Genomic DNA, 20,794 nt, shown 5'->3' with positions numbered 1-20,794 from the left:
CATTGGCGGCCGCCGTCTACGGCCAACCCGGCTCCGGTGCCCGGTTCGACTGGGGGCTGACCGGCGCGGCGGAGCTGGGTCGGGTCTGCGCCGCGCTGGTGGTGGTGGACGTGCTCTCGTTCACCACCTCGGTGGAGGTGGCGGTCGGCCGCGGCATGCGGGTGCACCCGTTCCCGTGGGGTGAGCAGGCGGCCGAGTACGCGTTGCGGGTCGGCGCGGTGGCCGCGGTGGGCCGTCGGCGGGTTACGGCGGAGCACCCGTGGTCGCTCTCGCCCGCCGCGCTGAGCACCGCGCCGGTGGTGGCGGACCTGGTGCTGCCCTCGCCGAACGGCTCCGCGATCAGCGCCGCCGCCAGTGCCACCGGGCTACCGGTGGTCGCGGCGTGCCTGCGCAATGCCGGGGCCGTCGGGCGTTGGCTGCGCCGCCAGGGGTACGGCACGACGGACGCCCCGATCGGCGTCATCGCGGCGGGGGAGCGGTGGCCGGACGGTTCGCTGCGCCCGTCGGTGGAGGATCAGCTCGGCGCGGCCAGCGTCCTCGACGCCCTCTCCGGCGTGCCGGGTGGGCTCTCCGTGGAGGCGGCCATGGCGCTCGCCGCGCTGGCCAGCACCCCGGACGTGCCCGCCGCGGTCCGGGGCAGCGTATCCGGCCGGGAGCTGACTGAGGGTGGCTTCGCCGAGGACGTCGACGTCGCCGTCCGGGTCGGCGTGTCGGACGTCGTCCCGGTGCTCCGTCAGGGCGTGTTCTCCGCCGCCTGACCGAAGTGGACCTTGCGACAACGAAACGGCCGCCCGGAGATCCGGGCGGCCGTTTCCTGTGCCGTGGACAGTGCGTGCCGGGTCAGTCGTCCAGCCAGTCGAGGCGTCGACCACTCCGCTCGGTCGGCGGCGGGCTGTCCGCCGGCCGAGCCCGGCCCGACTGCTGGCCGTAGCCGCCCTGGTCATAGCCGCCCTGGTCGTAGCCCCGGTCGTCGTAGCCGCCGCCGCGCTGGGCCGGGGGTTCCTGGCCGTAGCCGCCCTGGTCGTACCCGCCAGCGGGCTGTTGGCCGTAGCCGCCCTGGTCGTAGCCCCGGTCGTCGTAGCCGCCGCCGCGCTGGGCCGGAGGTTCCTGGCCGTAGCCGCCCTGGTCGTATCCGCCAGCGGGCTGCTGACCGTAGCCGCCCTGGTCGTACCCGCCGGCCTGCTGGCCGTAGCCACCGGTCGGCTCCGCCGCCCGACCGCCGTACGGGGCGGGGTCGGACTGACCGTAGCCCTGGCCCTGCTCCGGCTGGTAGACGCCTGTGGCGTACGGGTCGGCCGGAGCCGGGTACTGCGTGCTGTCGCCGGTGTACCGGCCGGTCGGCTCGTCGAAGCGCTCGCCGTAGCCCGCGCCTCCAGCGGGAGCCGGCGGGTAGCCGGCCGCGCCGGCCGGGGCCGTGTAGTCGCGGCTGCCGTAACCGCCGCCGGAGGACGGCGCGCTGCCGTAGCCGCCGTTGGAAGACGGTGCGCCGCCGTAGCCCGCACCTGAGCCGGGCGTGGCACCGTAGCCGTCACCGGCCGCGCCGGCACCGTAGCCACCCTCGGGGGTCACCGCCGTGCCGTAGCCGCCGCCCGAGGCCGGAGCGTTGCCGTAGCCGCCCGCGCCGTACCCGCCGGGCGCCGGCTCGTCGCCGTAGCCGGCGCCGCCCCAGCCCTGCTGGCCCGCCGCGCCGTACGGCTGCGCTGGCGCGCCGTACGGGTCCGGTGGGACGTCGTCGACCACCGGGCGGTGCATCATCGTCGGCGCCTCGCTCAGCGCCGCACCGCCGACCATCGTCGGGTCAGGTGCGCCGAGCGGGCGGTTGACCACCCGGGTCTGGTCGTCGCCCGCGCGGAACCCACCCCGCGCCGCCGGCACCGCGCCGGCGCCGGCCGGGTCGTCGTCCTCGTCGCCGTTCTCCTTGCGCTTCATCCAGAGCATCACGATCGTGCCGACACCAGCGGCGACGAGCAGGCCGCCGAGCAGGATGATCATGTACGGGCCGAGGCCGCCGCCGTCCTCCTCGTTGGAGGCGTTCGCCGGTGCGCCCGCGCTGGCTTCCTCGGTGGGCTCCTCCTCGGTGCCCTCCTCGACCGGTTCCTCGCTGGGGGTGGCCTCAGCGCTGGCGGACGGGGTGGGGCTCGGGGTCACCTCGACCTTGAGGGCCAGGCTGACCCGCTGGCCGGTGATGGACTGCCCGGCGCTCGCGTTGATGGTCTTCCGCCCGAGGACGTTGTCGAAGCTGGCGCCCAGTTCGAGTCTGCCGGGCGCGATCGGATTGCCGGTGGTGCCGGTGAAGCGGAAGTTGCCGCTGCCGTCGCTGGTGGTGTCGTGGCGCTTACCCGCGCTGTCCAGGAGCATCACCACGGCGTTCGGCACAGCGTCGCCGTTGGCCTGCACGACCACCTTGCCGGAGACCGTCTTCACAGTCTGCGCCTGCGGCGGTGGCGCAGCCTTGGCGACCAACGTGACGGTGGTCGAGGCGTCTCGGCTCTGCTTGATCGGGCCAGTGGAGTCTGTGGCCTTCACGGTGACACTGGCGCTTCCGTTGGCAGCGTCATCCGCGAGCTTGAAGGTGGCTTCATAGGTGCCGCTCGCCGTCACTCGGCCGCGTGAGCACCCGTCAACGCAGGTCAGCTTCCCATTGCTTGAGCTGAAACTGATATCAGCCGGCTCAGAGCCATCCTCGAAGTCGAGCTTGTAGCTGATCTTCGTAGTCTTACCGGCCTCAACGCTGCTTGGCGAGGCCGACACATCTGTGACGTCGGGTGCGGCCAGGGCTGGTGTGGCGGGGACGGCGAGCAGAGCGCCGGCAACCAGCGCTACGACCACACCGGCCCGCTGCTTCCAGGCACGTCGGTGTGTTGACACGTCCACCGCCTTCCGGACTGACTTCCCTTTGACCGGCGGGGCGCCGGGCCCGGGATCATCACGGTACGAATACGCCGTCGGCAACTATGCCTTGTCTTACTGGATCGGCGCGACCCAGGGCCAACGTCGGGTGCTCCGCCCGCGGGTCGTATCGTCCCGTCGTGTCCTCTCCGTACAGTAAGTCCGCCGCCGTTGCGGCGGCATTGTCGGCGCTCGACGAGGGGCGTACGCCCGAAAGGCCGGTATTCCGGGAGGCGGTCCGGTCGTTGTTGGCCGGCCTCGCGGAGCGCGCCCCCGGCCGATCGGTGGAGGTGCGCGTCCCACCATACGGTGCGATCCAGTGCGTTCCTGGCCCTCGACACACCAGGGGAAACCCGCCAAACGTGGTCGAGATGTCCCCGGACACCTGGCTGGCGCTGGCCACCGGGCGAATTGGTTGGGCCGAGGCGGTCACCGAGGGTCGCATCCAGGTGAGCGGGGTCCGGGCGGACCTCTCGGCATATCTGCCCCTCTAGCTGCCCCGATGTCCGGCCCTCCGTGACGCTCGGCAGGGAAACCGTGACTTTCTGTATCGACGGCGATTCGCGTACACTGTCAGGCGACGACAGTGGTCCCGGCAGAGGAGTGTGGATCCACCCGTGATCCCCGCCAGGCCGGTCCAGACCAGCATGAGGGAGCGGTAGTGCCCCGAGGCGACGGCCGGCTGAGCCACGACCTTGACCCCCAACGACCCGGCCCCCAGGACGCCTGCGGCGTCTTCGGCGTCTGGGCCCCCGGTGAAGAGGTCGCCAACCTGACCTACTTCGGTCTCTACGCACTGCAGCACCGCGGCCAGGAGGCGGCGGGCATCGCGGTGAGCGACGGTTCCGGCGTGGTGGTCTACAAGGATCTCGGCCTGGTGGCCCAGGTCTTCGACGAGCCCACCCTGGCCAGCCTGCGCGGCCACCTGGCGATCGGGCACGCCCGCTACTCCACGACCGGCGCCTCGAACTGGGAAAATGCCCAGCCGACGATCCGGTCGACGAGTTCCGGCACGACCATCGCCCTGGCCCACAACGGCAACCTGGTCAACACCACCGAGCTCGAGAAGGAGGTCGCCGAGCGCGGCCTCGTCGCGGACGGCTCGACGAACGACACCTCGCTGGTGACCATGCTGCTGGCCAGCCGTCCGGACCTGTCGGTCGAGGCGGCCGCGCTGGAGGTGCTGCCGCAGCTGCGGGGCGCGTTCAGCTTCGTCTTCATGGACGAGTCGACGCTCTACGCGGCCCGCGACCCGCACGGCGTACGCCCGCTGGTGCTCGGCCGGTTGGAGCGCGGCTGGGTGGTGGCCAGCGAGACCGCCGCGCTGGACATCGTCGGCGCCAGCGTGGTGCGCGAGGTCGAGCCGGGCGAGCTGATCGCGATCGACGAGGACGGGCTGCGCTCGACCCGGTTCGCGTCGCCGGAGCCGAAGGGCTGTCTCTTCGAGTACGTCTACATCGCCCGTCCGGACGCCACGATCGCCGGGCGCAACGTGCACGCGGCTCGGGTGCAGATCGGCCGGCAGTTGGCCAAGGAGCACCCGGTCGAGGCCGACCTGGTGATCCCGGTGCCCGAGTCCGGCACCCCGGCCGCGATCGGCTACGCCGAGGCGTCCGGCATCACCTACGGCGCCGGCCTGATGAAGAACCCGTACGTGGGGCGCACCTTCATCCAGCCGTCGCAGACCCTGCGCCAGCTCGGTATCCGGCTGAAGCTGAACCCGCTGCGGGAGAACGTCCGGGGCAAGCGTCTGGTGGTCGTCGACGACTCGATCGTCCGCGGCAACACGCAGCGGGCCATCGTGCGGATGCTGCGCGAGGCGGGGGCGCTGGAGGTGCACGTCCGGATCTCCTCCCCGCCGGTCAGCTGGCCGTGCTTCTACGGCATCGACTTCGCCACCCGGGCAGAGCTGCTGGCCAACGGGTTGGACAACGACGGCATTCGGCGTTCCATCGGTGCCGACACGCTGGGTTACGTTTCGCTTCCTGGCCTGATCGCCGCGACCGAGCAGCCGAAGACCCGGCTGTGTCGGGCGTGTTTCGATGGGGAGTACCCGATCGAGCTGCCGGCTGGCAACCTGATCGGCAAGCACGTGCTCGAAGGGGTGGGCCGACGGGTCGCCAACTCGGCACCGGAGGCCCCGCACACCAACGGCCCGCTCGTCGCCACTCCGAGTGGCGTGACCGCAAACCGCCCGTAGCACCAAACTGGCGCGGCCCGGCCACCGCCGGCGCGGCACCGAGAACCACAAAGGGGAGAACCGTGACGCACGTGTCCGAGCGCAGCGGCGCAGGAAGCAGCCCGACCGGCGCCGGCGGCGACCGCCAGCTCTGGACGGCCGGCGCCGGCCGTCAGGCGCGCAAACGCTCGGTCTCGTACGCCGACGCCGGGGTCTCGATCGATGCGGGCGACCGCGCGGTGGAGCTGCTCAAGTCGAAGGTGCGCCAGACCCGTCGCCCGGAGGTGCTGGGCGACCTCGGTGGCTTCGCGGGCCTGTTCCGTCTGGACACGACGAAGTACAAGAACCCGATCCTGGCCTCCTCCACGGACGGCGTGGGCACCAAGCTGGTGATCGCCCAGCAGATGGACATCCACGACACGGTCGGCATCGACCTGGTCGCGATGGTCGTCGACGACCTGGTGGCCTGCGGTGCCGAGCCGCTCTTCCTGCTCGACTACATCGCCACCGGCGAGGTCGTACCGGACAAGGTCGCCGAGATCGGAGCGGGCATCGCCGACGGCTGCCGGTACGCCGGCTGCGCGCTGCTGGGCGGGGAGACCGCCGAGCACCCCGGCGTGCTCCGCCCGGACGAGTACGACATCTCGGCGACCGGCGTCGGCGTGGTCGAGGAGAGCGACATCCTCAGCCCGGACCGGGTCGAGGTGGGCGACGTGGTGATCGCCATGCGCTCCTCCGGCCTGCACTCCAACGGCTACTCGCTGGTCCGTCACGTGCTGCTCGGCGCGGCCCGGATGCGGCTGGACATCGTGATCGACGACTTCGGCCGGCAGCGGACCCTGGGCGAGGAGCTGCTCACCCCGACCAAGATCTACGCCAAGGACTGCCTCAAGCTGATCGCCGAGGCCGAGGTCCGGGCGCTGGCCCACGTCACCGGCGGTGGCATCCCCGGCAACCTGGTCCGGGTGCTGCCGGAGCACGTCGACGCGGTGGTCAACCGGTCCACCTGGAAGCCGCAGCCGGTCTTCGACCTGATCCAGTCGAAGGGCCGGATCGACGACCCGGAGATGGAGTCCACCTTCAACATGGGCGTCGGCATGTTCGCGATCGTCTCGGCCGAGGACGCCGACCGGGCGCTGGCCACGCTGACCGGCCGTGGGGTCGAGGCGTGGCAGGCCGGCGAGATCATCGAGGGCACCGGCAACGTGCAGATGGTTGGCCAGCACACCCGGGGATGATCACGCTCTGGTGATCGTACGGGCACCTGATCAGGGCTTCACCCGAGTGGCCAATGCCGCCTAGCCTGAAGGGCACCCTCAGGCTAGGCGGAGGAGGGCGATGGCTGCTCGGGGACAGTCGTTCAGCGGGATGCGTGGCCTGGCCACGGTCCCGTCGTACGTCGTCATGCAGCCCACCACGCTGTGCAACCTCGACTGCGCGTACTGCTACCTGCCCTTCCGGGCTGCCGACCGCCGGATGCCGGTGCCGGTGGCCGAGGCGGTGGCGGCGGCGGTCAACCCGTGGGCGGCGGCCGGCCGGTTCTCGGTGGTCTGGCACGGCGGAGAGCCGCTGGCGACCGGCCGGGAGTGGCTGGCCGACCTGATCGCGCCGTTCGGGCCCGAGGTCGAGCATCACGTGCAGACCAATGCCACGCTGATCGACGACGAATGGTGCGCCTTCTTCGCCGAGCATGACGTGCGGGTGAGCGTGAGCGTCGACGGGCCCCGGGAGCGCAACGGCGACCGGGTCAACCGGGGTGGCCAGCCCGCGTACGACCGGATCATGCGCGGGGTGGACGCGTTGCGCCGACACGGCCTGCCCTTCTCCGCGCTGGCCGTGGTGTCCCGGCCGGAGCCGGGGCTCGCCGCCGAGCTGTACGACTACTTCCTCGGCCTGGGCTGCGACGTCCTGGGCATCAACATCGAGGAGACCGAGGGGGTCAACACCCGGGACAACCGCCACGACCGGGCGGCGGTGACCACGTTCTGGGCGGAGCTGGTGGCGGCCTGGCGCCGGGAGCCGCGGATCCACCTGCGCGAGATCGAGTGGTCGCTGCGCTATGCGGCGGCGGTGCTCGACAACTCGGCGGACGCGGTGCTGCCCCGCCGGCTGGACCCGATCCCGACCATCGGGCACGACGGATCGGTGACCGTGCTCTCCCCGGAACTCGCCGGCTTCACCGACGCCCGCTACGGCGACTTCAGCAGCGGTAACGTGCTGACCACCCCGCTGGCCGAGATTCTCACCGGCGCCGGGGCGACCCCGTGGGTGCGCGAGTTCCTGGCCGGGGTGGAGGCGTGTCGGGCGTCCTGCCCGTACTTCGGCTTCTGTGGCGGTGGTCATGCCGCCAACCGTTACTTCGAGTTGGGGCGTTTCGACGGCACGGAGACCGAGCACTGCCGCAACAGCAAGATCCGCCTATTGGAGGGAGTGTTGGAGCATGCCCGAGACCACCAGTCACCGGCGCCCTGAGCGCGGAGCGGATGACGCTCCGGACGGAGTCGCCGAGCGGGTGCGGGACGTGGCCCCGGGGCTCGTCGCGCTCCTGCAGGAGGCCGAGGACGCGCGACGGCTGCGGGCGGAGGTGCCGGGCGGAGGCGGCGCCAGCGCCGTCTGCGCCTGGAACCACTTCGAGAACATCCCGACCTTCTACAACTGGAACAACCGCCCGCGCTGACGGGTGACCGCGATCAGGGGCCTGTCGGCGGGCCGGAGTGGTATCCGGCCCGGGCAGGCCCCTGATCGTCGGCACGGTGTCGCTCCCGACGGCACATGCTGTCGCTCCCGACGGCACATGCGTGAGCACGCGGGGGTCACCGCGTGCTCAGCTACGTCGAGAGGTCAGCGGGTCGGACGGATCCAGGGATCCGGGTCGTCGTCCGCGTGATCCTCATCATCGTCGTCGACGAACTCTTTAGAGTCGTCGTCGAAGTGGTGCTCAGACTTACCAGCACCCGCCAGTTCACGCTGCAAGGCGGTGAGGTCGGTGTTCGGGGAGTGGTACTTCAACTCCCGGGCCACCTTCGTCTGCTTGGCCTTAGCACGGCCGCGCCCCATGGCTCGACCCCCTCGCACAGAATGCGGGGCAGCCCGAAGGCGGGCCCCGATGACGTCAGGCATCTCTCGTGGCTCTTACGGTACATGGGGATGCCATCGTTCGGCACCTCGGGTTACCGTCAGCCGGCTCTGCGAGTCGCGGCGATCCGGCCGTCACCCAGTGTACCTGGTAAGGAGCGGAGCGGAGAGCACCCGTGACACCGGACAAAACACCCTGAAGTTGACCCGGCCCCAGCCTACCGATCGTGGGCCGGCGCGGGGCCCGGAGGCGGATCCGGTCGGTCCGCCTCCGGGAACGCTCAGCGCAGGTGGATCGTGCGAAGGCGGCCGACGTCGGCCATCCGCCGCTCCGCCAGCCGGTCCGCGGCCACCGCCGGCGGCACGCCCTCGGCGTCGGCAAGGTGCAGGATCTGCCGGGTGGTGTCGTAGATCCGCGTGGCCCGGAGCTTCGCCCGGTCGAAGTTGAAGCCCTCGATCTCGTCCGCCACCTGGATCACGCCGCCAGCGTTGACCACGTAGTCCGGGGCGTACAGGATGCCCCGGTCGGCCAGCAGCTTCTCGATGCCCGGGTGGGCGAGCTGGTTGTTCGCCGCGCCGGCGACAACCTTGGCCCGCAGCGCCGGCACGGTCTCGTCGTTCAGCGCGCCACCCAGCGCGCACGGCGCGTACACGTCGATGTCGGCGGCGACCAGCGCGGCGGCGTCGTCCACCAGGGTGACCTGCGGGTGGTTGGTCCGTGCCCACTCCAGCGCCTTCGGGTTGACGTCGGTGGCCACCACCTCGGCGCCGTCCTCCAGCAGGTGCCCGGTCAGGTACTTGCCGACCTTGCCCAGACCGGCCACACCGACCCGGCGGCCGCGCAGGCTCGGGGTGCCCCACACGTGCTCGGCGGCCGCCCGCATGCCCTGGAAGACGCCCCAGGCGGTCAGGATCGAGGAGTCGCCCGCACCGCCGTGCTCCACGCTGCGGCCGGTCACGTAGCGGGTCTCCCGGGCCACGACGTCCATGTCCGCCACGTACGTGCCGACGTCGCAGGCGGTGTAGTAGCGGCCGGCCAGCGACTCCACGAAGCGGCCGTACGCGCGCAGCAGCGCCTCGCTCTTGATCTGCTCGGGGTCGCCCCAGATGACCGCCTTGCCGCCGCCCAGGTCAAGCCCGGCGAGAGCGTTCTTGTACGCCATCCCGCGGGACAGGTCGAGCACGTCGGCGAGCGCCGCGTCCTCGTTGGCGTACGGGTAGAAGCGGGTGCCGCCCAGCGCCGGCCCCAGCGCGGTGGAGTAGATCCCGATGATCGCCTTCAGGCCGCTCTGCTTGTCCTGGCAGAACACGATCTGTTCGTGACCGGTCGATACCGGGTCGTCGGTGCTCGCGAATACGCCCATGGCTTGCTCCTGGAGTGGTGTGCGCCCTTGTGGGACGCGGACCTGGTGGACCCCGGCGGGGATGCTGCCGGTGTGGTCGAGCCTAGTATCGGCCGTCGTGGCGTCGCCCGACGCGCCGCTGCCGTCTCACGTTGCGGCGCGCGTGGTCCGGCCGCTGACCGCGTAGGGGTGCGGTTCGTGGGAGGATCGCGCCGTGCCGTCGCTCTTCGCTTCTTACCTGCGCGTGTACGAACCGCTGACCGCCTTCGACCGGGACCGCCAGAGTTACTGGCGTCGCTACGTCTCCGAGGGGCGGGCGGTGGCCCCGGTGGAGGGCCCCGGCCGGCAGCGGACGGCGGTGATCGAGGCGCTGGGTGCGGGCTGGACGCGGTTGCCGGACCCGCCGGAGGAGGCGTACGTCCTGGAGACGGACGACAGCCTGCTGGTCTGCCCATGGAACCTGCGGATCCGGGTCGCTGAGGCGGCGCTCAGCGCCCGGGACGGGGTGCCCTCGGTGCTCGCCGACGCCTTCGTGCCGCCGGTGCTGGCCGGGCAGGCCAGGGCGGTCGTGGACGACTGGCGCAGTGGCGCCCGGGTGCTGGAGCACGGGGTGCCCCGGGTGCACGAGCAGATCGCCACCTGGGGTGTGCCGCTGCGCTGGTTCGTGCTCTTCGACCCGGCGGAGCGGGACCTGGTCACCCAGCCGGGCCGTCGGGCGCTGCGCTACCGCACCGAGATCTCCAAGGCCCGCCGCCGCTCGTCGCGGGCACTCTCGGTGCTGCGCAAGTCGGTGGGCGAGGCGCCGATCACCGAGGCGGTGGAGGAGGCGGCCCGCTGGCTGGAGGAGTTCCACCCGCGTTCGGTGGTGGAGCTGGACTACGGCGGTCTGGTCGACCTGCTCTCCGATGAGACGCTGGCCGCGGACGACTCCCCTGAGCTGGTCGCCGGCGGTCTCGCCGGGCTGTCCCGTGGTGAGGCGGACGAGGCGTCCGCCGCGTACGACAAGCTGGTGGCACGGTGGCGCGCGGTGCAGCTGCTGGAGCGGTGCAACTGAGGCAAATCGCCCGTAGAGCGCTCTCAAGGCGAGGTGCACTCGTAATTGACGCATCACGAACCGTGATCATGAGTCCGAATAAGGTACTTTCTGCCGTGTAAAAGTCGTAAAAATCGGGCATGGTTCATCCGTCCGTCTAGGGACCTTCATCCGTTCGGCCCATGTCGGACATCGGGGACTAGCCGGACCATGGGAGACGCGTCGGCCGGCGGGACCCCGGCCGATGTCTATACATGTGGAGGAGTGACCGATGGCATCGCGAACGCACGAACCAGAGCCGCTACTCACGCCGGCCGAGGTGGCGTCGATGTTCCGTGTCGACCCGAAGACGGTGACCCGGTGGGCCAAGGCTGGCAAGCTCAGCGCCATCCGCACGCTGGGTGGTCACCGTCGATACCGCGAGTCGGAGGTCAGGGCGCTGTTGCAGGGCCAGATCCCGCAGCAGCGGCAGGGCGACTGAGCCGGCAGTAGTTTGCGGAAAGGGGCGGCGGATCGCGATCCGCCGCCCCTTTCCATGTCCGACCGGCGTCATCCGGGCCTCAGCCCTGCTCCTCGGCCAGCGTCACCCGGATGCCGACCGTGCCACCCTCGCCCCGGCGCAGCCGGCTGCCGAGCAGGCTCAGTCGACCGAGCAGCCGGTACTTGTGCTTGAGCAGGTCGCGCACCCGGCCGGTGTCGCCGTTGCCGTAGATCGTCGCGTGGGCGGGCACCTCCGCACCGTGCGGCCGACCCCGAACGTCGCACGGCGCCACTGTCACGTCGCCGTTGCGGCGGATCCGCTTCACCTTGCCGGAGTCGGCCCGGGTCCAGACCGCCAACGCGTCGCCGTCGCGGACCGACCAGACGGGAGTCGGCACCGCCCGACCGTCCTTGCGGAAGGTCGTGAGCAGGATGTACTTCTCCACCGACAGTCGGTCCAGCGTGGTCACGCCGCCAGGATACGGCCGCTGCGGGCCGCTGAGTGGCCGGATAGCGTGACGTCATGACGGGGGAGCCTCAAATCGGTGACGTGATCGGCGAACTGCTGCGGGACACGCTCGCCGTGGCCACGGGGGTGGGCCCTCGACCGCTGGTCGGCGGACGGCTGCCCCGACCGGTCATCGAGATCATTGAGCGGGACGACGGGTTGATCAACGGTGCGCCGGCAGCGCACTACCTGGACGGGCCAGCGGACTGGCAGCCGTACGACCACCGGGCGGTGGACCGGGTCCGGGGCGAGACGCTGGACATCGGCACCGGCGCCGGCCGGATCGCGTTGCTGCTGCAGGAGCGCGGCGTACCGGTCACCGGGCTGGACACCTCGGCCGGCGCGCTGGAGGTGAGCCGGCGCCGCGGGGTCCAGCGGCTGGTGCACGGCACCGTGGACACGCACGTCGCCGACGGCCAGCGGTACGACACGTTCCTGCTCCTCGGCAACAACCTGGGCCTGTTCGAGGGACGGGAGCGGGCACCGGAGTTCCTGGCGGCGCTCGCCGCGCTGGCCCGGCCCGGGGCGCAGATCATCGCGCACGGCACCGACCCGTACGGCACCCGCGACCCGCTGCACACCGGCTACCACGAGCGCAACCGCCGCCGGGGCAGGCTCGGCGGCCAGCTCCGGCTCCGCCTGCGCTACCGGGAGCTGGGCACCGAGTGGTTCGACTACCTGGTCTGCTCTGCCGACGAGTTCGCCGAGCTGGTGCGGGGCAGCGCCTGGCGGCTGACCGATGTGGACGACCGGGACGCCCCCTACTACCTGGCCACCCTGCGCCTCGCCGACTGACCGACCGCCCGGGTGTAAGGAAGGGTCCCTTGTTATCGCCAGGCGATAACAAGGGACCCTTCCTTACACCTCAGACCTGGACGGTTGGGGGGAGTTGCTCGGGCGGGAGGCCGCCGTCGCCGTCGACCACCTCGTCGGGGGTGCCGTCCTCGTCGATGTCGACCATGGTGATGTCCACCTTGCCGTCACCGTCGGTGTCGAACTGGAACAGGTCGGCCTTGCCGTCGCCGTCCGTGTCCACCACCCACACGTCGGTCTGGCCGTCGTTGTTGGTGTCGGCGCGCAGCAGGTCGACGCGCTCGTCTCCCCGGGTCTCCACCGTCTCGGAGTCGGTGCTGCCCGGGTCGGTGACGCTCTCCGGTGCCTGGCTCATGTCGACTGGTCCTTCCCTCGGTTGACGGGGCGTCTGTACCCGATCCCATGCTCCCCCACGCATGGGCCGGGTCCACGTGCTGAATAGGGTCGCACCATGAGCGAGCGGACCAGGCGGATCACCCGGGCCGGCGTGGCGGGGACCCCGCGCGTCGCCGGGCGGGACAGGGAGGCGTGATGAGCGATCGTTTCGTGGTCGTCGGTGCGGGCACGATGGGGCTCGGCATCGCGTACGTGGCGGCCGGGGCCGGGCACGCCGTCGAGCTGGTCGAGGTGGACCCGGACCGGGGCGCGACCGCGCTGAACCGGCTCGCCGAGCTGTGGGAGCGGGCCGTGCAGCGCGGGAAACTGGGCGCCGACCAGGCGGCGGCGAACCGTCAGCGGGTGACACTGCGCCCGACTCTCGCCGAGGTCGCCCCCGCCCCGGAGGTGATCGTGGAGGCCGTGCCGGAGCGGCTCGACCTGAAGCGGGCGGTGCTGCGTGACGCCGCCGCGCTGCACCCGGCGCTGCTGGGCAGCAACACCTCCAGCATCGCCATCGGTGACCTGGCCACCGGTCTGGACCGGCCCGAGCGCTTCCTCGGTCTGCACTTCTTCAACCCGGTCTGGGCGATGGCGCTGCTGGAGATCGTGGTCGGCCCGGCCACCGCCGAGGAGACCACCACCGCGGCCGTCGCGCTCGCCGCCCGGCTGGGCAAGGACCCCGTCGTGGTACGCGACCTGCCGGGTTTCGCCACCTCGCGGCTCGGGGTCACCCTCGGCCTGGAGGCGATCCGGATGGTCGCCGACGGGGTGGCCAGCCCGGCCGACATCGACAAGGCGATGGTGCTGGGCTATCGGCACCCGATCGGGCCGCTGGAGTTGACCGACCTCGTCGGCCTGGACGTGCGGCTGGACATCGCCCGCACCCTCCAGGCCGCGTACGGCGATCGCTTCGCGCCGCCGCCGTTGCTTCTCGAGATGGTGGCCGCCGGACGGCTGGGCAAGAAGTCCGGGCACGGTTTCTACAGGTGGGACGGCGGTGCCAAGCAGTGAGCGGGGGACTGCGGATCGAGGAGCGGCCGGACCGGCTGGTGGTCACCCTGGACCGGCCGGAGAAGCGCAACGCCATCGACGCCGACCTGATCGCCGAGCTGCACCAGGTCTGTGCCGAGTTGGAGGCGCGCCCCCGCCTGCTGTTGCTCACGGGGGGCACGGCGGGCATCTTCGCCGGTGGCGCCGACATCGGTCAGCTCCGTGAGCGGGGCCGCACCGACGCCCTGGCCGCGATCAACTCGGCCGCCTTCGCCCGGATCAGGGCGCTGCCGATGCCGAGCGTGGCTGCCGTGGACGGTCCGGCGCTGGGTGGCGGCGCGGAACTGGCGTACGCCTGCGATCTGCGGGTGTGCACGGCGCGGGCGGTCTTCGGCCAGCCGGAGGTCCGGTTGGGAATCCTGGCCGGCGCCGGCGCGACCCACCGGCTGCCCGCGCTCATCGGCGAGGCCCGGGCCAAGGAGCTGCTCTTCACCGGCCGGCGGGTGGATGCCACCGAGGCGCTGCGGATCGGCCTGGTGAACCGGGTGGTGGACGAGCCCGGCGACCTGCTGGCGGTGGCGCACGGGCTGCTGGACGAGATGGCCCAGGGCTCGTCGCTGGCACTGCGGCTGACCAAGCTGGCGGTGGACGCGCCGGCCGCCGCGCACCCGCAGCTCGACCTGGTCAGCCAGGCGGTGCTCTTCGAGGACGAGGAGAAGCACCGCCGGATGACCGAGTTCCTGGAGCGCCGCCGGCCCCGGTGACCCCGGGACGGAGACGGCCGCACCGGCGGGATGCCGGTGCGGCCGTCGAGTCCGCTGTCGGTGCTCAGTGCACGATCTGCACTCCGCTGTCGGCGAGCGCCCGGATCACCTGGGCGGATTCGCCGAAGCCGATGACCAGCACGGCGTCCGCGCCGAAGTCCTTGATCTCCTTCGCGCCACCGGCGAAGTCGACCGGGGCAGCCTTGGCGTCGGCCGGCGGGTCGTAGGTGAGCAGCTTGATGCGGTCCTCGGCGATGCCGGCCTTCTGCAACTCGTCGCGGACGGTGGCCTGGAGGCCCTCGCCGTACGAGTCCTTACGGGCGACGATGGAGATCTTCTGCGACCCGTCGCGGAGGATCACGTCGGCGAGCGCCCGGCCCTGGAGGCTGTCCGGCGGGGCGGTCCGGAAGTAGAGACCCTTGTCCTCCACGTCGGTCAGGCTGGCGTCGGTGTTGCACGGCGAAAAGAGAATCTTTCCGGCCTTCACCACGTCCGGCAGCACCTCCCGGGAGATACCGGATGCACCGGCGCCGATGATCAGGCTGACGCCGTCCGCCACGTGCTTGGCCACGGTCGCCTTGGCCACCTCCGGGTTGGTGCCGTCGTCGCCGTCCAGCCAGGTCACCGGCTTGCCCAGCGCGCCGCCAGCGGCGTTGACCTCCTGAATCGCCAGCGCCGCGCCGGCCGCCATCGGCGCATAGGAGATCGCCAGGTCGCCGGTCTTCGGCAGCAGGCCGCCCAGAACCAGCGGCTCCTGGTCGTCTTTGCCGCCCGCAGGCTGCTTCCGCGGCTTCGGCGGGGCCTTGGTGCTCGCCGCCGACTCGGTGCCCGCCCCGACGAACTCGGTCTTGCCGTCGTTGATCTGCTGCCCGTCGAAGGTCAGCGTCGCGTAGCTCGCGGTGGCCGGCTCGCCCTTGTCGGTGAAGCCCGCCCGGGTCAGCGACACGCTGCGGTACTCGATGTCCTGCCCGGCGCGGGCCAGCGCCAGGCAACTCGCCGGGTCCTCGCAGCGTTGACCGTTGTTGGTCACGCCGATGATCTGCTTCGCGATGGCCGCCGGGTCGGTGCTCCCGGCCAGTTGGGCGGCGAGCACCCCGATCACGACCGCGTCGTACGTCTCGGCGGAGTAGAGGTAGTCCGTCAGCGCCGGATCGACGGACCGTAGCCGGCTCTTGAAGTCCTCCGGTAGCGGGGTGAGCGGCGTCGTTCCCTTCATTCCATCGACGAGATTGGCACGTTCCTTCAACTCCGCAGGGTAGGAGTTGAGCATGTTGCCGTCCGTGCCATAGAGGCGCACCTGTTGGGCGCTTTTCTCCTCGGCCTTGTCATTCCCGCAGGCGCTTGTGGCAAGCAGGATCGTCGCGCAGGCGGCCAGTGAGGCCACCCGCGAGCGGCGTGATACGAGCATGGTCGTCCTTCCTCCGGCGAAGGTCCGCTGCGCACATTAGCGTGCCGGGCCCAGCGGCGGGACCGTGGAGGTGGCGTAATGCGCAGGTCGCCCGCCTTGAACACGGAGAGTGACGATCGACAGGTGCCTTGACCGGCCCTCCTACTGTGCGCTGAGTGACCGACCTACCACAGCAGACGTTCGATGACGCGGCCGCCGTGCTCCGTTCGGCGCTCGCCGGGGATGGCGACGCGGTGGTGGGGACATTCGACGCGGTCGTCGAACGCGCCGGCCTGAGTGGCGCCTACGGGGTCGCCTGGTGCCTGGCCGCGACGATGCTCGGTGACGCGCCGCCCGGCAGCGGCTGCGCCCTGGACTTCCCCGGAATCGATCAGGCGGATTACGACACCCGCTGGGTGGCGCGCTTCGTCAGCGCGTACGCGAACCGGGACGTGCCGACCGGGGAGGCGCTGTTCGGCGCGGCGGAGGCCGACGGGCTGCTCCCCGACTGCCTGCTCACCCTCGCCGGGTCGACGATCGCCACCCTGCGCAGCAGGGGCGCCTGACGGCGTCGCCCGTCGCGACGGCCGTCGGGGTCGGACGTCGCGACGGGTGGATCGCTCAGAACGCGTGGTAGGCGACCAGCGGCTCGTACTCGTAGCGCAGGTTGTCGAAGCGGACCCGGAAGTTGACCCCGTCGCGGACGTTCGTCGCCACCACGACCCAGCCTGAGCTGGCCGGTAGGTAGGTCCAGTAGTTGCAGGCGCCCGTCTTGTCGACGAATATCACGCACGCCTCGGTGCCGTACGCGCTGGCGTTGCGTACGTTGATGTCCCCGCAGCGGCTCGTGGTGCGGTACGTGCCGGCCTGGCCGCCGTAGCCGCCGGTCTGGAAGTAGGAGCGGACGGCCCCGCCGTAACAGGTGGCGAGCGGGGCGGAGAGGTTCACCTCGGGGGCGGCCTGCGCGGCCCCGGCGGGTGCGCCGATCGAGAACAGCGCGGCGGCCGTGGCGGTGGCGAACAGGCGGGCGCTCGGGGATGACATGCTTGCCTCCGGAACAGTTGATCTGACCGTCCGTATCGGACGCTGGAGTCGATCGTGACGATGATACGGATCGATCGATGCCGGCGCGGCCCCGTGCCGGGCGGTGGATGTGATAGCTCTGGGGGCATGTCCGAGGCCATGCTCAGCAAGGTGCGCAAACTGCTGGCCCAGGCCGAGGACCCGGCCTGCACGCCCGCCGAGTCCGCGGCGTTCACGGCCAAGGCCACCGAATTGATCGCCCGCTACGGAGTGGACCGGGCACTGCTCGCCGCCCGGGACCCGGCCACCGACCCGGTCGGCGACCGCGTAATGGACATCGTCGCTCCGTACGCCCGGGACAAGGTCGGCCTGCTCGCCGCGGTCGCCGAACCGCTGCGCTGCCGCTGCGTACGCCGTCGGCAGGGCAACGGGTTCGCGTTGCACCTGTTCGGCTTCGCCAGCGACCTGGAACGGGTGGACCTGCTCTTCACGTCGCTGCTCGTGCAGGCGGCGCACGGCCTGGCCGGCACGGCGGTGCCGGCCGGCGAGCATCCGGCCGCCTTCCGCCGGTCCTGGCTCGCCGGGTTCGCGCAGGTGATCGGGGGGCGGCTCTGGGCGGCCGAAACGGCGGCGGCCAGTGACTCGGGCACGCCGTCGGTGGCACTCGTGCTGGCCGACCGCTCCGACCGGGTGCAACGGCGACTCGCCGAGCAGTACCCGCGGCTGCGCACCGCACCGCCGCGCCGGCTGGCCGGCACCGGCTTCGGGTCCGGGGCGCAGGCCGGACGCCGCGCGGACCTGGGTGGCCGGGACCTCGGCGGCACGGCCACCGAACGACAACTCGGCCGCTGACCTACCGGAATGGGGCCCGTCGGTCAGGCAGCGGTGGTGGGGTCGCGGCGCGACACCGCGGCGAGGTAGCGGGTGAGCAGCTCGTGCCAGCCGGCGGTGAGCGCCTTGCGGTACCCCTCGGCCGCTTCACCGTGCCGGTCGAAGTGCCGGTGCTCCAGCTCGACCCGGGTGCGCTCGGGGCCGTCGGGGAGGAACAGCACCTCCACCTCGCTGGCCCGGGCCGGGTCCGGTACCGGCACCCGGTCCGGACCGATCTGCCAGACGAAGACCAGCCGACGCGGCGGATCCCAGGTGAGCACCCGGCCCCAGTCGGCGCGAAAGCCGTACGGGCCGATCTCGTAGAGCATTCCGCCGGCCCGCGGTTCCATGCCCAGCTCGGCCAGGGCCTCGGGGCCGGACCAGGTGTATTCGGTGACCCACCAGTCGGTCAGGTCGGCGGTGAAAACCGCGAACGCGTGCTCGGCGGGACCCGGGACGAGGAGTGTGCACCGTAAGGAGAACCGTTCCAGGTCCTGCCGGATGTCGGGCGGATCAGTCATCCCCTGTCCCATAGGCCCGGACCATACCGGCTGATGCGCGGGTGTGCAGCTTCGCGAGGTGCCCGGTTCCGGACAGTGGGTCGTCGGGCCGTCACGGACGGGATGCCCCGCCGGAAAGCGGGTAACCGCGCCGGACGGCCCGGACCAGCCGGGCGGGAGTGCGGTGGAGCGGGAGAGCATGAGCGAGAGCGCGCAGCAGCGGGAGCCGGACCGGGCCGACGGCGGTGGGGATCCGGATGTCCTGCTCGACATTCCGAAAGTCTCGGTCGACTCGATCCGGCTGGCCGTGGACGGGCTGGACGCCGATCTGTCCCTGCGGGCCCGGCTGGCCAACCTGCTCCAGCTCGACGCCGGCGTACGGGTGCACCTGCAGGGCGTCGAGCTGGACATCAACGGGGTGCACGCCGAGGCGCAGCTGCGGGTGCGGCTGGAGCAGTTGGTGGCCATTCTCGGCCGGGCGCTCGACACGATCGACAACAACCCGCAGATCATCGAGGCCATCTCGCGGACGGCCGGCACCGCGATCGACGACGTCAACCGCGGCGCGCAGCAGTTGGCCGCGGGGGCCGCCGAGGTCACCGGGTCGGCGCTGCGCTCCCGCGACGTACTCGACCAACAGGGCCGGCAGGGCGGCGCGGCCGCCGACCGGCCCCGACCGGGTCCCAGCCGACCGGGGCAGGGCGAGCCGGACCGGGCGGAACCCGCCGGTCCGGCGGGACGCCGACCGGAAGGCCGCCCACCAGAGCGGCAGGGGCCCGAGCAGCAGCGGCCCGAGCGGCAGCGGCCGGAGGGTCAGGGGACCGAGCGGCAGGCCCCTGACCGGGCGGGTGGGTCGGCGGCCCCCGATCGCGGCCCGTCCGGGAATGGTGAGGGCGGTCGGGACGGCGGCGGTGCGCCGGGTGGGGCGCAGGCTGCGGCGCAGAACGCGGCGCAACTCGCCGAGCAGGCGGGGGAGACACTGCGGCAGGCCGGGCGCAGCGTGTGGGAGGCGATCCAGGGCGGTATGGCACAGCACCGTCAGCAGGGACACCGGGACGGCTGACGGCACCAGCCAGGTGACTGGCCACCACTGCGCTGATAGCTTCCAGCCGTGTCGATGTTCCGTACTCCGCAGGTCATCCTCTTCAGTGCCGACGTTCCGCGCGCCGTCAGGTTCTACTCGCGTCTCGGGTTCACCGAGACGTTCCGAGTGCCGACCGAGGGTGAGCCGATCCACGTCGATCTCGCGCTCGACGGTTACAAGATCGGGATCGCCTCGGTCGCTTCCAGCCGCGATGATCACGGCCTCGACCCGGTGCCCGAGGGGCAGCGGGCCGCCGTGATCCTGTGGACCGATGACACGGCTGCCGCGTACGCGGAGGTGACCGCGAGTGGGGCTCCGGCCCTGGCGGCACCCCACGAATGGCTCGGTCGCCTGTTGATCGCATGGACCGCCGACCCCGATGGCAACCCGATCCAGATCGTCCAGCCGCTCTGATCCGCAGGCATCGGCGATTGGCGCAGCCGGACCGGATACAGCAAGATCCCCACCTACGTTTCCGCTGGTGGGGATCTCTGTAGCCCGGCGAAAGGCTATGTGGCCAGGGGCGGGGTCGAACCGCCGACCTTCCGATTTTCAGGCACGTACATTTCCGCAGGTCAGGAAGCCCGCGGAGGCCTCCGTGCGATCTGTCATGCGATTGCGAGCTTGACGCCCCTCTGATGATGGCCACATGAGCCTGTATGACGAGGACCCAGTCACGATCGCCTTGCGGGTGGGGGTCGTGGTCCTCAGCCTGGGAGCGGTTGTACTCGGGGTGCGCGTGGCCGTGTCACGACGGTTTCCCGCAGCCTGGGTTCGGCTTGCACGCGTGAAGTTGGACGAGCGGTCCGAGCCCGTGCAGGTGGGCATCGCCCAGGCCACGATCGGCGTGAGTCTGTTGATCGTCCAGGCACCGTTCTTCATCTCCATGCCTCTTCCTCTTGGACGCACTCTGTTCGCGGTGTCACTGCTGTTGCTGCTGACGGCGGCGGGCGCGTTTTCGCTGCTCCGTCGCTAGCTGCGCATGGTGATGTGCCGGGGTAGCCGTGCGACATCACCGTGCGCCGCGAGTTCCGAGAGGGCTTTAGCGATCTCGCGGTCACGGCCGTCGACGGCGTGCAGGTACCGCCGGGCCGCCGCCATGGACGAGTGCCCGAGTCGCTTCATCAGGTCGGCCAGGGTCGCGCCGGTCTGTGCGGCGAGGGTCTGGCCGGTGTGCCGCAGGTCGTGGAAAGTCAGATCATCAAGGCCGACCTTCTTCCGTGCCCGGACGAACGCCTGATACAAGGTGTTGCCCCGCAGCGGCGTTCCATCGCGGCTGACAAACAGCCGATCTTTGCCCGCGTACGTGTCAAGGCGGCCCGCAAGCGGGCCGCGCCGGCCCGGCCCCGGCCTGCTGGCGACCTGCGGCCGGCATCGGCCGGGCCGGCCGGCCACACTTGAGGACGACCTGGACCACGAAGACCTCGGGGCTCCGCCCCGAACCCCGGCCCTCCTCAGAGATGCCGCCGCAGATCACC

Annotated in this window: 25 protein-coding genes; 16 read left to right on the top strand and 9 right to left on the bottom strand. The window is 71.5% G+C overall.

Annotated elements, in window-relative coordinates; translation table 11 throughout:
- The first annotated feature begins 2 nt into the window (after positions 1–2).
- The gene (locus GA0070607_RS11770; RefSeq protein WP_089018242.1) at positions 3–758 is read left to right on the top strand and encodes a 2-phosphosulfolactate phosphatase; all 756 of its coding nucleotides are present in this window, start codon (positions 3–5) and stop codon (positions 756–758) included.
- An 82-nt stretch (positions 759–840) separates the two neighbouring features.
- Here the strand turns inward: GA0070607_RS11770 and GA0070607_RS11765 are convergent, their stop codons facing one another.
- Positions 841–2,874 carry a carboxypeptidase-like regulatory domain-containing protein gene (locus GA0070607_RS11765; RefSeq protein ID WP_231930969.1) on the bottom strand — a complete coding sequence of 678 codons (2,034 nt, stop codon included), beginning with the start codon at positions 2,872–2,874 and terminating at the stop codon, positions 841–843.
- A gap of 155 nt (positions 2,875–3,029) precedes the next feature.
- Between GA0070607_RS11765 and GA0070607_RS11760 the strand changes: the two genes are divergently transcribed.
- The 5 genes from GA0070607_RS11760 to amcA all read left to right on the top strand — a co-directional run bounded on the left by GA0070607_RS11760 (position 3,030) and on the right by amcA (position 7,745).
- On the top strand, positions 3,030–3,383 hold the full coding sequence (locus GA0070607_RS11760) for a sterol carrier family protein (RefSeq protein ID WP_089018240.1): 354 nt from the start codon (positions 3,030–3,032) through the stop codon (positions 3,381–3,383).
- 167 nt (positions 3,384–3,550) lie between these two features.
- Positions 3,551–5,089 (top strand): amidophosphoribosyltransferase, encoded by a 1,539-nt coding sequence (purF, locus tag GA0070607_RS11755; protein ID WP_089018239.1) that lies wholly within the window; start codon positions 3,551–3,553, stop codon positions 5,087–5,089.
- 62 nt (positions 5,090–5,151) lie between these two features.
- Positions 5,152–6,306 (top strand): phosphoribosylformylglycinamidine cyclo-ligase, encoded by a 1,155-nt coding sequence (gene purM / locus GA0070607_RS11750; protein WP_089018238.1) that lies wholly within the window; start codon positions 5,152–5,154, stop codon positions 6,304–6,306.
- A 130-nt stretch (positions 6,307–6,436) separates the two neighbouring features.
- Positions 6,437–7,540, top strand: a complete 1,104-nt coding sequence (gene amcB, locus GA0070607_RS11745; RefSeq protein WP_331716457.1) for a cyclophane-forming radical SAM peptide maturase AmcB — start codon at positions 6,437–6,439, stop codon at positions 7,538–7,540.
- Positions 7,509–7,745: a multiple cyclophane-containing RiPP AmcA gene (amcA, locus tag GA0070607_RS11740; protein ID WP_089018236.1), complete on the top strand. Its 237-nt coding sequence runs from the start codon at positions 7,509–7,511 to the stop codon at positions 7,743–7,745. Before amcB ends, amcA begins: the two co-directional genes overlap by 32 nt.
- Positions 7,746–7,909: 164 nt before the next feature.
- Here amcA and GA0070607_RS11735 read toward each other — a convergent pair whose 3' ends face one another.
- Positions 7,910–8,125, bottom strand: coding sequence for a DUF3073 domain-containing protein (locus GA0070607_RS11735; RefSeq protein ID WP_074315844.1), 216 nt, complete (start codon positions 8,123–8,125; stop codon positions 7,910–7,912).
- A 299-nt stretch (positions 8,126–8,424) separates the two neighbouring features.
- A complete protein-coding gene (locus GA0070607_RS11730) occupies positions 8,425–9,507 on the bottom strand; it encodes a Glu/Leu/Phe/Val family dehydrogenase (RefSeq protein WP_089018235.1) in 1,083 nt (360 codons plus the stop codon).
- A 193-nt stretch (positions 9,508–9,700) separates the two neighbouring features.
- On the opposite strand from GA0070607_RS11730, the gene GA0070607_RS11725 reads away from it, so the two are divergent.
- Complete coding sequence (locus GA0070607_RS11725) at positions 9,701–10,540, top strand: hypothetical protein (RefSeq protein ID WP_089018234.1); 840 nt, start codon at positions 9,701–9,703, stop codon at positions 10,538–10,540.
- Between the two features lie 250 nt (positions 10,541–10,790).
- On the top strand, positions 10,791–11,000 hold the full coding sequence (locus tag GA0070607_RS11720) for a BldC family transcriptional regulator (RefSeq protein ID WP_007073996.1): 210 nt from the start codon (positions 10,791–10,793) through the stop codon (positions 10,998–11,000).
- Between the two features lie 79 nt (positions 11,001–11,079).
- On the opposite strand, the gene GA0070607_RS11715 is transcribed toward GA0070607_RS11720, so the two are convergent.
- Positions 11,080–11,469, bottom strand: coding sequence for a PPOX class F420-dependent oxidoreductase (locus GA0070607_RS11715; protein WP_089018233.1), 390 nt, complete (start codon positions 11,467–11,469; stop codon positions 11,080–11,082).
- Positions 11,470–11,522: 53 nt separating this feature from the next.
- Here GA0070607_RS11715 and GA0070607_RS11710 point away from each other — a divergent pair, with 53 nt between their 5' ends.
- A complete protein-coding gene (locus GA0070607_RS11710) occupies positions 11,523–12,302 on the top strand; it encodes a class I SAM-dependent methyltransferase (RefSeq protein WP_089018232.1) in 780 nt (259 codons plus the stop codon).
- 70 nt (positions 12,303–12,372) lie between these two features.
- Here GA0070607_RS11710 and GA0070607_RS11705 read toward each other — a convergent pair whose 3' ends face one another.
- Complete coding sequence (locus GA0070607_RS11705; RefSeq protein ID WP_089018231.1) at positions 12,373–12,675, bottom strand: hypothetical protein; 303 nt, start codon at positions 12,673–12,675, stop codon at positions 12,373–12,375.
- 176 nt (positions 12,676–12,851) lie between these two features.
- Here GA0070607_RS11705 and GA0070607_RS11700 point away from each other — a divergent pair, with 176 nt between their 5' ends.
- Positions 12,852–13,709 carry a 3-hydroxyacyl-CoA dehydrogenase family protein gene (locus tag GA0070607_RS11700; protein ID WP_089018230.1) on the top strand — a complete coding sequence of 286 codons (858 nt, stop codon included), beginning with the start codon at positions 12,852–12,854 and terminating at the stop codon, positions 13,707–13,709.
- Positions 13,706–14,452, top strand: coding sequence for an enoyl-CoA hydratase/isomerase family protein (locus GA0070607_RS11695; RefSeq protein WP_408630880.1), 747 nt, complete (start codon positions 13,706–13,708; stop codon positions 14,450–14,452). The genes GA0070607_RS11700 and GA0070607_RS11695 overlap by 4 nt, the downstream gene beginning before the upstream one ends.
- A 64-nt stretch (positions 14,453–14,516) precedes the next feature.
- On the opposite strand, the gene GA0070607_RS11690 is transcribed toward GA0070607_RS11695, so the two are convergent.
- Positions 14,517–15,860, bottom strand: coding sequence for an ABC transporter substrate-binding protein (locus GA0070607_RS11690; RefSeq protein ID WP_089018228.1), 1,344 nt, complete (start codon positions 15,858–15,860; stop codon positions 14,517–14,519).
- 155 nt (positions 15,861–16,015) lie between these two features.
- Here GA0070607_RS11690 and GA0070607_RS11685 point away from each other — a divergent pair, with 155 nt between their 5' ends.
- Entirely contained in the window at positions 16,016–16,405 is a 390-nt protein-coding gene (locus tag GA0070607_RS11685) for a hypothetical protein (protein WP_089018227.1), read from the top strand.
- Between the two features lie 55 nt (positions 16,406–16,460).
- Here GA0070607_RS11685 and GA0070607_RS11680 read toward each other — a convergent pair whose 3' ends face one another.
- A complete protein-coding gene (locus GA0070607_RS11680; RefSeq protein WP_089018226.1) occupies positions 16,461–16,883 on the bottom strand; it encodes a hypothetical protein in 423 nt (140 codons plus the stop codon).
- Between the two features lie 126 nt (positions 16,884–17,009).
- Here GA0070607_RS11680 and GA0070607_RS11675 point away from each other — a divergent pair, with 126 nt between their 5' ends.
- Positions 17,010–17,714, top strand: a complete 705-nt coding sequence (locus GA0070607_RS11675) for a DUF2786 domain-containing protein (RefSeq protein ID WP_089018225.1) — start codon at positions 17,010–17,012, stop codon at positions 17,712–17,714.
- A gap of 23 nt (positions 17,715–17,737) precedes the next feature.
- Here GA0070607_RS11675 and GA0070607_RS11670 read toward each other — a convergent pair whose 3' ends face one another.
- Positions 17,738–18,265, bottom strand: a complete 528-nt coding sequence (locus tag GA0070607_RS11670) for an SRPBCC family protein (RefSeq protein ID WP_089018224.1) — start codon at positions 18,263–18,265, stop codon at positions 17,738–17,740.
- Positions 18,266–18,431: 166 nt separating this feature from the next.
- Between GA0070607_RS11670 and GA0070607_RS11665 the strand changes: the two genes are divergently transcribed.
- From GA0070607_RS11665 to GA0070607_RS11655, 3 genes are all read left to right on the top strand, one after another.
- Positions 18,432–19,295, top strand: a complete 864-nt coding sequence (locus tag GA0070607_RS11665; RefSeq protein ID WP_089018223.1) for a hypothetical protein — start codon at positions 18,432–18,434, stop codon at positions 19,293–19,295.
- Positions 19,296–19,349: 54 nt separating this feature from the next.
- The gene (locus tag GA0070607_RS11660) at positions 19,350–19,730 is read left to right on the top strand and encodes a VOC family protein (protein ID WP_231931144.1); all 381 of its coding nucleotides are present in this window, start codon (positions 19,350–19,352) and stop codon (positions 19,728–19,730) included.
- Positions 19,731–19,965: 235 nt separating this feature from the next.
- Positions 19,966–20,292, top strand: a complete 327-nt coding sequence (locus tag GA0070607_RS11655; RefSeq protein ID WP_089018221.1) for a hypothetical protein — start codon at positions 19,966–19,968, stop codon at positions 20,290–20,292.
- On the opposite strand, the gene GA0070607_RS11650 is transcribed toward GA0070607_RS11655, so the two are convergent.
- Positions 20,289–20,711 carry a tyrosine-type recombinase/integrase gene (locus GA0070607_RS11650; RefSeq protein ID WP_231930968.1) on the bottom strand — a complete coding sequence of 141 codons (423 nt, stop codon included), beginning with the start codon at positions 20,709–20,711 and terminating at the stop codon, positions 20,289–20,291. The genes GA0070607_RS11655 and GA0070607_RS11650 overlap by 4 nt on opposite strands.
- Positions 20,712–20,794: the final 83 nt, after the last annotated feature.

It is taken from the genome of Micromonospora coriariae, assembly GCF_900091455.1.
In the GTDB taxonomy this organism is placed as follows: domain Bacteria; phylum Actinomycetota; class Actinomycetes; order Mycobacteriales; family Micromonosporaceae; genus Micromonospora; species Micromonospora coriariae.
The sequence above is the reverse complement of the archived record's forward strand: the minus strand, read 5'-3'. Positions and strand labels throughout refer to the sequence as shown.

Excerpts from the sequence above, each read along its gene's own strand:
- amcB (WP_331716457.1), top strand. The coding sequence starts at position 6,437 with ATGCGTGGCCTGGCCACGGTCCCGTCGTACGTCGTCATGCAGCCCACC.
- amcA (WP_089018236.1), top strand. The coding sequence starts at position 7,509 with ATGCCCGAGACCACCAGTCACCGGCGCCCTGAGCGCGGAGCGGATGAC.
- GA0070607_RS11735 (WP_074315844.1), bottom strand. The coding sequence starts at position 8,125 with ATGGGGCGCGGCCGTGCTAAGGCCAAGCAGACGAAGGTGGCCCGGGAG.
- GA0070607_RS11730 (WP_089018235.1), bottom strand. The coding sequence starts at position 9,507 with ATGGGCGTATTCGCGAGCACCGACGACCCGGTATCGACCGGTCACGAA.
- GA0070607_RS11720 (WP_007073996.1), top strand. The coding sequence starts at position 10,791 with ATGGCATCGCGAACGCACGAACCAGAGCCGCTACTCACGCCGGCCGAG.
- GA0070607_RS11710 (WP_089018232.1), top strand. The coding sequence starts at position 11,523 with ATGACGGGGGAGCCTCAAATCGGTGACGTGATCGGCGAACTGCTGCGG.
- GA0070607_RS11705 (WP_089018231.1), bottom strand. The coding sequence starts at position 12,675 with ATGAGCCAGGCACCGGAGAGCGTCACCGACCCGGGCAGCACCGACTCC.
- GA0070607_RS11700 (WP_089018230.1), top strand. The coding sequence starts at position 12,852 with ATGAGCGATCGTTTCGTGGTCGTCGGTGCGGGCACGATGGGGCTCGGC.
- GA0070607_RS11690 (WP_089018228.1), bottom strand. The coding sequence starts at position 15,860 with ATGCTCGTATCACGCCGCTCGCGGGTGGCCTCACTGGCCGCCTGCGCG.
- GA0070607_RS11680 (WP_089018226.1), bottom strand. The coding sequence starts at position 16,883 with ATGTCATCCCCGAGCGCCCGCCTGTTCGCCACCGCCACGGCCGCCGCG.
- GA0070607_RS11675 (WP_089018225.1), top strand. The coding sequence starts at position 17,010 with ATGTCCGAGGCCATGCTCAGCAAGGTGCGCAAACTGCTGGCCCAGGCC.
- GA0070607_RS11670 (WP_089018224.1), bottom strand. The coding sequence starts at position 18,265 with ATGGGACAGGGGATGACTGATCCGCCCGACATCCGGCAGGACCTGGAA.
- GA0070607_RS11665 (WP_089018223.1), top strand. The coding sequence starts at position 18,432 with ATGAGCGAGAGCGCGCAGCAGCGGGAGCCGGACCGGGCCGACGGCGGT.
- GA0070607_RS11660 (WP_231931144.1), top strand. The coding sequence starts at position 19,350 with ATGTTCCGTACTCCGCAGGTCATCCTCTTCAGTGCCGACGTTCCGCGC.
- GA0070607_RS11655 (WP_089018221.1), top strand. The coding sequence starts at position 19,966 with ATGAGCCTGTATGACGAGGACCCAGTCACGATCGCCTTGCGGGTGGGG.